Source organism: Amycolatopsis sp. NBC_00348 (assembly GCF_036114655.1).
Taxonomy (GTDB): domain Bacteria; phylum Actinomycetota; class Actinomycetes; order Mycobacteriales; family Pseudonocardiaceae; genus Amycolatopsis.
Genome location: NZ_CP107994.1, coordinates 3368272 through 3380164, shown reverse-complemented (window position 1 = coordinate 3380164; position 11893 = coordinate 3368272). Strand labels below are relative to the sequence as shown.

The 11893-nt window shown below is 73.4% G+C and carries 5 protein-coding genes; 3 read left to right on the top strand and 2 right to left on the bottom strand.

Translation table 11 applies throughout. The features are described from left to right. Positions 1-73 precede the first annotated feature (73 nt). From OHS58_RS14215 to OHS58_RS14205, 3 genes are all read left to right on the top strand, one after another. Complete coding sequence (locus OHS58_RS14215; RefSeq protein WP_328648529.1) at positions 74-2302, top strand: helix-turn-helix domain-containing protein; 2229 nt, start codon at positions 74-76, stop codon at positions 2300-2302. Positions 2303-3001: 699 nt separating this feature from the next. Beyond that, positions 3002-7552 (top strand): HAMP domain-containing protein, encoded by a 4551-nt coding sequence (locus OHS58_RS14210; protein WP_328648528.1) that lies wholly within the window; start codon positions 3002-3004, stop codon positions 7550-7552. A 13-nt stretch (positions 7553-7565) separates the two neighbouring features. Further along, positions 7566-9932 (top strand): SpoIIE family protein phosphatase, encoded by a 2367-nt coding sequence (locus tag OHS58_RS14205; RefSeq protein ID WP_326953474.1) that lies wholly within the window; start codon positions 7566-7568, stop codon positions 9930-9932. Here the strand turns inward: OHS58_RS14205 and OHS58_RS14200 are convergent. Both OHS58_RS14200 and OHS58_RS14195 read right to left on the bottom strand, forming a co-directional pair. After that, positions 9922-10779, bottom strand: a complete 858-nt coding sequence (locus tag OHS58_RS14200) for a cobalamin-binding protein (RefSeq protein WP_328648527.1) — start codon at positions 10777-10779, stop codon at positions 9922-9924. The genes OHS58_RS14205 and OHS58_RS14200 overlap by 11 nt on opposite strands. Next, complete coding sequence (locus tag OHS58_RS14195) at positions 10779-11873, bottom strand: calcium:proton antiporter (RefSeq protein WP_326949409.1); 1095 nt, start codon at positions 11871-11873, stop codon at positions 10779-10781. The genes OHS58_RS14200 and OHS58_RS14195 overlap by 1 nt, the downstream gene beginning before the upstream one ends. Between the last annotated feature and the right edge of the window lie 20 nt (positions 11874-11893).

Below are 11893 nucleotides of genomic sequence, written 5' to 3'. Positions count from 1 at the left end.
GGCACCGACGAATTCGACGGGTAGCGCGGCACGGAGCCCACGTGTGATGCTCGGTAGTGGAGGGGGAGGGGAGATGGACTCGTTCGGGGCGCGGTTGCGCCGTCTTCGGCGCGCACTGGGGCTGACCCAGGAGGCGCTGGCCGAGAAGTCGGGCCTCAGCGGGCAGGCCGTCGGCGCGCTCGAGCGCGGGGACCGGCGGTTCCCGCACCGCGCCACCCTCGACCGGCTCGCCGACGCCCTCGACCTCGACGGCGACGAGCGGGACGCCTTCGTCGCGGCCGCCGCCCGGCCCGGCACGCCGAAGCCGGAACCGGGCGTCGTCCCACGCGAGCTGCCGGGCGAGATCGCCGCGTTCACCGGGCGGGAAGCCGAGATCGAGCGCGTGCTGGCCTGCTTCGGCGAGGACCGGCCGGGGGTCGTGGTCGCCGTCGCCGGGATGGCCGGGATCGGGAAGACGGCGCTGGCCCTGCACGCCGGGCACCGGCTCGCGCGGCGCTTCCCCGACGGCTCCCTGCACCTGGACCTGCGCGGGCACGCGGCCGACCCGCCGGACCCGCTCGACCTGGTCGACCGCGTGATCCGGGAGCTCGGCGGCGAATCGCCGACGCCGCTCGCGCTCGACACCGCGACGGCGCGGTTGCGGTCGCTGCTCGCCGCGAAACGCGTGCTGCTCCTGCTCGACAACGCCCGGGACGCCGCGCACGTCGCGCCGCTGCTGCCCGGGGGCGGCGGCTCGGGGGCGATCGTCACCAGCCGCGCCGCGCTGCCCGACCTGCCGCAGGCGCACCAGGTCCTGCTCGACGTGCTGCCCGAGGCCGACGCGCTGCGGCTGCTGGCCGCGGAGATCGGCGCCGAGCGGGTCGCGGCCGAACCCGCGGCGGCGCGCGCGGTCGCCCGGTTGTGCGGGTACCTGCCGCTGGCCCTGCACCTCGCCGGGGCCCGGCTCGCGACCCGGCCGAACTGGCCCGTCGCCCACCTCGCGCACCGCCTCGACGACGAGCGCCGCCGCCTCGACGAAACCGGCGTCCGGACGAGCTTCGAGCTCGCGTTCGGCCGGCTGGAGGCCGGTGACCCGGCCGCCGCCCGCGCGTACCCGCTGCTGTCGCTGCTCGACGTCCCGGAGCTGTCGGTGGCCGTCGCGAGCCGGCTGCTCGACGCGCCCGAACGAGAGACCGAGGAGCTGCTGGAACGGCTCACCGACGAGCACCTGCTGACCACGCCCGCGCCCGGCTGGTACCGGCTGCACGACCTGCTCCGGCTCTACGCCCGCAAACACGCCGAGCGGCTGACCACGGCCGAGCGGGCCGGCGCGATCACCCGGGTCGTCGAGCTGTGCGCGGCGATGGCCTGGCGGAGCATGGCGCTGGTCGCGGCGGCCTCGCAGCGACACGACTGGGCCGCGGGCCGCTGGTCGGTCGAGCCGGCACCGGCGTCCACGGAAGAGGTGTTCGGCTGGCTCGACGCCCACCAGCCGCACCTGGTCACCGTCGTGCGGCAGGCCGCCGCGACGCCGGGGGTACCCACCGAGTCGATCGCCGCGATCGGGCTCGGCCTGTTCGAGTACCACCGGGCGCGGGCGCGGTGGCGCGACGCCGTCCACGTCGACGAGCTGGCCCTGGAGCTGGTCGACGGCGTCGACCGGGTGGCCGCCGCGACGCTGCGCAACGACCTCGGCGTCGCCGAGGCCGAGCTGGTCCACGGCGGTGAGGCGCCGGACTTCCGGCGGGCCCACGCGCACATGCGCCGCAGCCTCGCGGACTGGGAGGCGATCGGGGACCCGCGCCAGCTCGCGAGCAGCCTCAACAACCTCTGCTTCGTGTTCGGCCTCGGCGACGACCTGGACTCGGCCATCGAGTTCGGGGAGCGCGGCCTGGAGCTCAACCGGTCGCTGGGCCTGCGGCACGTCGAGACGCTGAACCTGGTCAACCTCGGCATCCTGTACGGGCGCCGGGGCGACCGGGAGCGCGAGCTGGTCTACGCGACCGACGCGGTGGCCGTCGCCGGCGACACCGGCGACGTGCGGGGCATGGCCTACGGCTGCATGCGGGCCGGCATCGTGCACCGCGAGGCGGGCCGGCCTGCCGAAGCCCTCGGGGAACTCCGCCGCAGCGCCGGGCTCTGGCGCGTCGCGGGTGTCCGGCTGTACGAGGCGATGGCGCTCGCCGAGCTGGGCCGCGCGCACCTGGAGGCGGGGGACCGCGAGCAGGCGCGGGACGTGCTCACGGAGGCGCTGGCGATGATGCGGGAGTACGGGGGCGAGGAGCGCGTCGCAGCGGTCCGAGCGGACCTGGAACGGCTGTAGCGCCGGCCCCGGCGACGAGCCCGGCGGTCAGGAACGGCCGCGGCCGGTGCACGGCGTGGCAGGCGAGGACGTCCTGAGATCCGCTGCCCCCGGTGGCGCAGGTCAGCAGGATCGTGTCGCGGACGCGCTGCACGTACAGCAGCCGCGTCTGTGGCGGCGCGGCGGCCGCCGCGGTTCCGGGCACGCCGGCGAGCGAGGTGGCCGCGAGCAGTGCGGCCGAAAGGAGCCTCCAGGAGGTCGTCACCGATGCCTTCCTCGTCCGGGACTTTCACGGCACGCCGATCTTCGCGGCGTGCCGCCGGACGCGACAGCGACAACCTCTACAAAGCACCTCTACAACTGTGGTTCTCCCCCGAGCACCCGCGGCCGGCCGGGCGGCGTCGCCGACCCTCCACAGTGGACGCACGGAGTGTCCACAATAGACTTACGCACCCGTGCGCGACGAAGCCCGCGACGTGTCCGGGGGGACGTCGCCGCGGCGTTCAGCCGAACGGGTCAACCGGGCCGGAAGGCCTGCGGGGGAAGGGAAAGGCTCGCGAGCACCGCCTCGACTGCGCATCCGGGTCCGGGCGCGGCTGGTTGCTCAACCGTTGCCGCTCAGCTTAGTGCCCCTGCACTATGCTGGACCATCCGGCGTGCGCCGGGCCCGGCGCACGGGGCGCCGGCAACCGGAGAAACGGGTGGCGGATGGGTGGGGCAATGGTCGAAGGCGTGCGCCCGGGTGCGGGGGCGGACGCTTCGGGCGTGGGCGAGGCGGGCGAGCAGGAGCTGCGCCGGCTGCTGGCCGGCCTGACCGCGGTGCGCGACGGCGACTTCGGCATCCGGCTGCCGGGCGAGACCGACGGCCTGCTCGGCGAGATCGCCACCGTCTTCAACGGCATGGCCGACCAGCTGTCCCTGTTCACCTCCGAGGTCACCCGCGTCGCGCGCGAGGTCGGCAGCGAGGGCCAGCTCGGCGGGCAGGCGAAGGTCCCCGGCGTGTCCGGCACCTGGAAGGACCTCACCGACTCGGTCAACGCCATGGCCGGCAACCTCACCACCCAGGTCCGCGACATCGCCCAGGTGGCGACCGCCGTCGCGAAGGGCGACCTGTCGCAGAAGATCGACGTCGACGCCCGCGGCGAGATCCTGGAGCTGAAGGACACCGTCAACACGATGGTGGACCAGCTGTCGTCGTTCGCGGACGAGGTCACCCGCGTCGCCCGCGAGGTCGGCAGCGAAGGCCGGCTCGGCGGGCAGGCGCAGGTCCCCGGCGTCGGCGGCGTCTGGCGCGACCTCACCGACTCGGTCAACTTCATGGCCGGCAACCTGACCGACCAGGTCCGCAACGTCGCCCAGGTGACGACGGCGGTCGCGAAGGGTGACCTGTCGCAGAAGATCACGGTCGACGCCCGGGGCGAGATCCTCGAGCTCAAGAGCACGATCAACACGATGGTCGACCAGCTGTCGTCGTTCGCGGACGAGGTCACGCGCGTCGCCCGCGAGGTCGGCACGGAAGGCCGCCTCGGCGGCCAGGCGGACGTCAAGGGCGTCTCCGGCACCTGGCGCGACCTCACCGACTCGGTCAACTTCATGGCCGGCAACCTGACCGACCAGGTCCGCAACATCGCCCAGGTCGCGACGGCCGTGGCCAAGGGCGACCTGTCGCAGAAGATCCGGGTCGACGCCCGCGGCGAGGTCCTGGAGCTGAAGGACACCATCAACACGATGGTGGACCAGCTGTCCGCGTTCGCGGACGAGGTCACGAGAGTGGCCCGCGAGGTGGGCACCGAGGGCCGGCTGGGCGGGCAGGCGGACGTCAAGGGCGTCTCCGGCACCTGGAAGGACCTCACCGAGTCGGTCAACGTCATGGGCGACAACCTGACCGCGCAGGTCCGCTCGATCGCCCAGGTCACCACCGCCGTCGCCCGCGGCGACCTGTCCCAGAAGATCCGGGTCGACGCCCGCGGCGAGATCCTGGAGCTGAAGGACACCATCAACACGATGGTGGACCAGCTGTCCGCGTTCGCGGACGAGGTCACGCGCGTCGCGCGCGAGGTCGGCACCGAGGGCAACCTCGGCGGCCAGGCCACGGTCCGCGGCGTCTCGGGGACCTGGAAGAACCTCACCGACAACGTCAACGTGATGGCGTCCAACCTGACCGGCCAGGTCCGTTCGATCGCCCAGGTCGCGACGGCGGTCGCCCGCGGCGACCTGTCCCGCAAGATCACCGTCGAGGCCAAGGGCGAGGTCGCGGCGCTGGCCGACGTCATCAACACGATGGTCGACACGCTGTCCGCGTTCGCCGACGAGGTCACCCGCGTCGCCCGCGAGGTCGGCACCGAAGGGATGCTCGGCGGGCAGGCGCGCGTGCCGAACGTCGCGGGCACCTGGAAGGACCTCACCGACAACGTCAACTCGATGGCGAACAACCTCACCGGGCAGGTCCGCAACATCGCCCAGGTGACCACCGCCGTCGCGCAGGGCGACCTGACCCGCAAGATCGACGTCGACGCCCGCGGCGAGATCCTGGAGCTCAAGACCACGATCAACACGATGGTCGACCAGCTCTCCGCGTTCGCCGCGGAGGTCACCCGCGTCGCGCGCGAGGTCGGCAGCGAAGGCCGGCTCGGCGGGCAGGCCGAGGTCGAAGGCGTGTCGGGCACCTGGAAGCGGCTGACCGAGAACGTCAACGAGCTGGCCGGGAACCTCACCCGCCAGGTCCGCGCGATCGCCGAGGTGACCAGCGCCGTCGCCGAGGGCGACCTGACCCGCTCGATCACCGTCGACGCCTCCGGCGAGGTCGCCGAGCTGAAGGACAACATCAACTCGATGGTCGAGTCGCTGCGCGAGACGACGCGGGCGAACCAGGAGCAGGACTGGCTCAAGTCCAACCTGGCCACGATCACCGGGCTGATGCAGGGCCGCCGCGACCTCGCCGTCGTCGCGGCCGCGGTGATGGACGAGCTCGTCCCGCTGGTCAACGCCCAGTACGGCGCGTTCTACCTCGCCGACGACACGGCCGAGATCCCCGAGCTGCGGCTCGTCGGCGCGTACGGCCACCCGGACGACGGTGCCGGCCCCGTGGTGCGGTTCCGGGTCGGCCAGTCGCTGGTCGGGCAGGCCGCGCGCAGCCGCCGCCCGATCGCGGTCGACGACGTCCCGCCGGGCTACGCCACGATCTCCTCGGGCCTCGGCCGGACCGCGCCGGCCAGCCTGATCGTGCTGCCGATCGTCGTCGAGGACCAGGTGCTCGGCGTGCTGGAACTGGCCTCGATGCACGGCTTCACCGTGGCGCACCGGGCGTTCCTCGAGCTGCTCATGGAGCAGATCGGCGTCAACGTCAACAGCATCGTCGCCAACGCCCGGACCGACGAGCTGCTCGGCGAGTCGCAGCGGCTGACCGCGGAGCTGCAGGCCCGGTCCGAGGAGCTGCAGGCCCGGCAGGAAGAACTCCAGTCGTCCAACGCCGAGCTGGAGGAGAAGGCCGCGCTGCTGGTCACGCAGAACCGCGACATCGAGACGAAGAACCTGGAGATCGAGCAGGCCCGCCAGGAGCTGGAAGCGCGCGCCCAGCAGCTGACCCTGGCGTCGAAGTACAAGTCGGAGTTCCTGGCCAACATGAGCCACGAGCTGCGGACCCCGCTCAACAGCCTGCTCATCCTCGCCCAGCTGCTCGCGCAGAACCCGACCCGCAACCTCACCGCGAAGCAGGTCGAGTACGCCGGCATCATCCACTCCGCCGGGTCGGACCTGCTGCAGCTGATCAACGACATCCTCGACCTGTCCAAGGTCGAGGCCGGGAAGATGGACGTCAGCCCGGAACAAGTGTCACTGCGTGGGCTGCTGGACTACGTCGAGGCGACGTTCCGGCCGATGACGTCGCAGCGCAACCTGGACTTCCGGATCACCGTCGCGCCCGGCTCGCCCACCGAGCTGCTCACCGACGACTCCCGGCTGCGGCAGGTGCTGCGCAACCTGCTGTCCAACGCCGTCAAGTTCACCGAGGTCGGCGTGATCGAGCTGCACATCGAGCGGGTGGAGCCCGACCGGCTGCCCCGGCCGCTGCGCGCGCACGGGCCCGCCGTCGCCTTCCGCGTCGCCGACACCGGCATCGGCATCGCCGAGCACCAGCTGGAGTCGATCTTCGGCGCGTTCCAGCAGGCCGACGGCACCACCAGCCGCAAGTACGGCGGCACCGGGCTCGGCCTGTCGATCAGCCGTGAGATCGCCCAGCTGCTCGGCGGGTTCATCACCGCGGAGAGCACGCCCGGCGAGGGCAGCACGTTCACCTTCTCGCTGCCGGTCGCGCGGCCGGACTTCGAGACGCGCCCGCCGGGCGAGGAGACCCGGGCGGCGGTGACGGCCGGGGACACCGGCGCCGGGCTCGTGGTGCCGGCGGCCCGCACCCACCGCCGGCTGCTGGTGGTCGAGGAGCGCCAGCACGGCCTGCTGACGCTCGTGGCCGAGAGCGCCGCCGCGGACCTCGCCGACAGCCGTGACATCGGCATCTCGCCCGCCGAGGTCGAGGTCGTCACCGCGGTCGGCACCCAGGAGGCCGCGGCCGCACTGGCCACCGACGCCTACCACTGCGTGGTGCTGGACCTGGACCTGCCCGAGCGGGCCGCGTTCGGCTTCCTCGACGCGATGCAGGGCGACGCCGCGCTGCGGCTCGTCCCGGTGCTGGCGCACAACAGCCGCCGCCTCGACACCGAGCTGGAGCAGCTGCTGCAGTCCCGGTCGGACGTCCACGCCCTGGAGGTCCTGTCCGGCCTCGACGAGCTGCGGGAGCGGATCGCGCTGCACCTGTCGGCGGAGAAGCCCGGCGCGGTGCTGCCGCTGGTCCGCGCGGACGAGCCGGCCGCACCGGTGGCGGCGCGCGAGGTGGACACCACGCTGGCCGGGCGCACGGTGCTGATCGTCGACGACGACCCGCGCAACGTCTACGCGCTCACCGGGATCCTGGAGCTGCACGGGATGCAGGTGCTGCACGCCGAAGACGGCCGCAAGGGCGTCGAGACGGTCGCGGCGCACCCCGGCATCGACCTGATCCTGATGGACGTGATGATGCCGGAGATGGACGGCTACACCGCGACCGCGAAGATCCGCGCGATGCCGGAGCACGCCACGATCCCGATCGTGGCGGTGACGGCGAAGGCGATGCCGGGAGACCGCGAGAAGAGCCTCGCGTCGGGCGCCACCGACTACGTGACCAAGCCCGTCGACGCGGACGACCTGGTCGCCCGCATCAAACGGCACCTGACGGCCTGATCGGGGAGCCCGCTTGCCTTCCGAAGAACCGGGCGTGCCCGTGCTGGCGCCGCCCGCCGAGGTGTCGGCGAACCTCGCCCGGCTCGCCGACACCGTCGCCCGCCTGCGGGCCGAGGTCGACCACGCGCACGCCGTCGCCGACGGCCGGGCGCTGATCGAGCTGGCCAAGGGCGTCCTGATGGAACGCCTGCACTGCTCGCCCGCCGACGCCGCGAAGCAGCTGGAGTCGCTCGCGCAGCGGTCCGGGCTGACGCCACTGGAGTTCGCGGCGGACGTCGTCGGCGAGGCCGCCGAGGACCGCATCACCGACGTGGCGCAGGACTTCCTCGCCCGCACGGAAGCGGACTCCGTCGCGGTTCGCTTGCGCACGGCGGAAAGCGGCGCACTGGCGGCGGGGGACACCCAGCGTGTCGCGGAGTCGATCCTGGAGCACGCGCTGCGGCCGCTCGGCGCGACCGCCGTCGCGGTCTGGCTCGCCGGGCCCGACGGCTCGCTGACGCTGGCCGGCTCGGCCGGGTTCTCGGCCGAGGAAGCCGCGCGCTGGCGCTACGTCCCGCCCGGCGTCGCGACGCCGGCGCGCAGCGCGCTGATCGAGCGCGACACGGAATGGTTCACCACGCTCGCGTCGTCCGGGCTGCCGTCGATCGGGCAGCACACCCTCGCCGGCGGCGGCCGGGTCGCGGTGCCCACCGGCACCGGCGGGCGGATCATCGGCGTCGTCGAGATGTGCTGGCCGGAACCGCTGCCCGCCGAGCCCGGGCGCGAACGCCGTCAGCTGGAGGCCCTGGCCGAGCTGTGCGCGCACACCCTCGACACCTGGGACGGCGTCGTCGCGCCGCCGGCCACCGGCGGCGCCGGTGACCTGCTGGGCGAGCTGGTGGACTTCGTCGACGGCCTGCACGACCCGGCCGTGCTGCTCTCGCCGTGCCTCGACGGCGGCGACCGGCTCAGCGACTTCCGCATCCACCACGCGAACGTCCGGTTCGCCGACCCGGGCGGCCGGCCGCGCAGCCTGCTCGTCGGGTCGAGGCTGCTGGAGGCGTACCCGCTCGCGGCCGAGGAAAGCGGGCTGCTGGACAAGATCCGGCGCGTCTACGCCACCGGCGAGCCGTTCCGCGCCGACAACATGGCCGTCACGACGCTGGTCGACCAGGTGCCGCTGACCGTGCTCACCGACGTCAGCATCACCCGCTTCGCCGGCAACGTGCTGCTCATCCTGCGCATCCAGGACGACGCCGCGAAGCTCGCGGTGCTGCTGCAGCACGCCCAGCGCCTCGGGCGCATCGGCGGCTTCGAGGAGAACGTCGTCACCGGGGCGATCACCTGGAACACCGAGCTGTTCGCGCTCTACGGCCTGCCGCCCACCGCCTCGCCGCTGTCGCTGCACCAGCTGACCGGGTACGCGCACCCCGACGACGCCCAGGCGATCGGCCGGTTCCTGCGCACGGTCCTGCACCACAAGCGCCCGGGGTCGACGGCGTTCCGGCTGCAGCGCTCCGACGGCGTCGCCCGGCACATCCGGGTGGTCGCCGAGCCGGTGGTCGACGGCCGCGGCGAGCTGGTCGCGGTGCGCGGGGCGTACCAGGACGTCTCGTCGCAGCACTGGACCGAGGTCGCGCTGGCCGCGACCCGCGACAGGCTGGCCGAGACCGAGCAGGAGGCGATCGAGCGCAACCGGCTCACGCTGCAGCTGCAGCACGCGATCATGCCGCCCGCGAAGGGCCCGCTCGACATGCTGGGCCTGCGCGCCGCCGTCCGCTACCGGCCCGCGGAGAAGGAACACCTGGTCGGTGGCGACTGGTACGACGCCGTCGCGCTGCCGACCGGCGAGATCCTGCTGTGCGTGGGCGACGTCGCCGGGCACGGCATCGACGCCGCCACCGGCATGGTCAGCCTGCGCAACGCCCTGCGCGGCCTCGCGGCCACCGGCGCCGGGCCGGCGCAGCTGCTGACCTGGCTCAACCTGGTGGCCTACCACCTCACCGACCACGTCACGGCGACCGCGGTCGCGGCCGTGTTCGACCCGGCGACCCGGAAGCTGCGCTGGGCGCGGGCCGGGCACCTGCCGCCGATCGTGCGGCACCGCGACGGCACGGCGACGACGTTGCCGCTGATCCGCGGCTCGCTGCTCGGCGCGCTCCGCGACGTCGTCTACCAGGAGGAAACCGTCCAGCTGGCCGACGGCGACATCCTGCTGATCTACACCGACGGCCTGATCGAGCGCCGCGACGCGCCCGTGCAGGAGTCGGTGGCGCGGCTGGTCACGCTGGTCGAGGGCCACGAAGGCGGGCTGGAGCACCAGCTCGACACGCTGCTCACCTACAGCACGGCCGACACCGACGACGACACCTGCGTGGTCGGCATCGAGGTCACCGGCTGAAGACGTCGGCGAGGATCTCGGCGCCGTCGACGACCCGCGGCCCGGGACGGTTGAAGTAGGCGGGCCCGTCGAGGACGTGGACCCGGCCGTGCCGCACGGCGGGCAGCTCCGCCCAGCCCGGCCGCTTCGCCAGCTGGGGGAGTTCCGCGCGGGTGCGCTCCGGGGTGAAGCCGCAGGGGAGCAGGAGCAGCACGTCGGGCTGGGCGTTGACGACGGCGTCCCACGCGATCGGCCGCGTGTGCTCCCCGGCCTTCGCCAGCAGCGGCTCGCCGCCGGCGAGGGCGATCTGCTCGGGCACCCAGTGCCCGGCCGGCCAGATCGGGTCGAGCCACTCCAAGGCGGCCACGCGCGGCTTTGCGGGGGCTTGCCGGACGGCGTCGAGGCGGTTCCGCAGCCCGGTGATCTCGGCTTCGGCCCGCTCCGGGACGCCGAGGACGTCCCCGACGCGGCGGAGGCAGTCGAGGACGCCGTCGATCGTCGCCGGTTCGAGGCTGACGACGAGCGGCCCGGTGTCGAGGGTCCGCACCGCTTCGGACACCCGCTCGTAGGAGACCGCGCAGACGTCGCAGAGGTCCTGGGTGAGGATGACGTCGGGGTTCGCCGCGGCCAGCGTGTCGCCGTCGAGGGTGTAGAGCGCCGAGCCGCTGTGCCGCGCGCCGCCGACGGCTTCGGAGATCTCGCGGCTGGACAGCGCGTCCGGATCGAACTCCGCCCGCGTCACGACCGGGATGTGCTCGACCTCGCCGGGCGGCCAGTCGCACTCGTGGGTGCGGCCGACGAGGTCGGGCAGCAGGCCGAGCGTCGCGACGATGTCGGTCGCGGCGGGCAGCAGCGAGACGATCCGCATCAGGGGTTCACGGCCAGCACCAGGAAGCCGGCCAGCAGGACCAGGTGGACGCCGCCCTGCAGGCGGGTCGCGCGGCCGGGGACGACCGTCAGGACGCTGACCACCACGGTCAGGGCCAGCAGCACGATCTGCGTCGAGCCGAGGCCGAGCAGCAGCTCACCCGGCAGCCAGATCGACGCCAGGGCGATCGCCGGGATCGTCAGGCCGATGCTCGCGATGGCCGAGCCGTAGGCCAGGTTGAGGCTGATCTGCATCCGGTCGCGCTGGGCCGCGCGGGTCGCCGCGAGGGTCTCCGGGAGCAGCACCAGCAACGCGATCACGACGCCGACGAACGACTGCGGGAACCCGGCCGCGCGCACGCCCGCCTCGATCGCCGGGGACTCCACCTTGGCCAGGCCGACCACCGCGACCAGCGCCACCAGCAGCAACGCGAGACTGCCGAGCGCGGCCTTGCTCGTCGGCGGGTCGGCGTGGTCGTCCTCCTTGACCTCGCCGTCGGCGGCCACCGGGAGGAAGAAGTCGCGGTGCCGGACGGTCTGGGTCAGCACGAACATCCCGTAGAGCACCAGCGACGCGAGCGCGGCGAAGGTCAGCTGGGCGCTCGAGAACGCCGGGCCGGGCGTGCTCGAGGTGAACGACGGCAGCACCAGGCTCAGCGTGGCCAGCGTCGCGACCGTGGCCATCGCCGCGCCGCTGCCTTCGGGGTTGAACAGCGTCGAGCCGTAGCGGCGCGCGCCGACGAGCAGCGAGATGCCGACGATGCCGTTGGTCGTGATCATCACCGCGGCGAACACGGTGTCGCGCGCCAGCGACGTCGCGTCCGGGCCGCCGGAGACCATCATCGTGACGATCAGCGCGACCTCGATGACGGTCACCGCGACCGCCAGCACCAGCGACCCGAACGGTTCACCCACCCGGTGGGCGACGACCTCCGCGTGGTGCACCGCCGAGAGCACGGTAGCGCCGAGCGCGATCGCGACGACGGCCACGAAGACCGGCCCGAGGTCGCGACCCCAGGCCACGACCAGCACGAGCACCCCCAGCACCGGGGTGACGGAGGTCCAGGACGTCAGGAAGGATCTCAGGGCGGCCATGCCTCCACCCTGTCACACCA

Bases quoted from the DNA above. Each gene is read 5' to 3' on its own strand.
- OHS58_RS14210 (WP_328648528.1), top strand. From the start codon at position 3,002: ATGGTCGAAGGCGTGCGCCCGGGTGCGGGGGCGGACGCTTCGGGCGTG.
- OHS58_RS14215 (WP_328648529.1), top strand. From the start codon at position 74: ATGGACTCGTTCGGGGCGCGGTTGCGCCGTCTTCGGCGCGCACTGGGG.
- OHS58_RS14200 (WP_328648527.1), bottom strand. From the start codon at position 10,779: ATGCGGATCGTCTCGCTGCTGCCCGCCGCGACCGACATCGTCGCGACG.
- OHS58_RS14195 (WP_326949409.1), bottom strand. From the start codon at position 11,873: ATGGCCGCCCTGAGATCCTTCCTGACGTCCTGGACCTCCGTCACCCCG.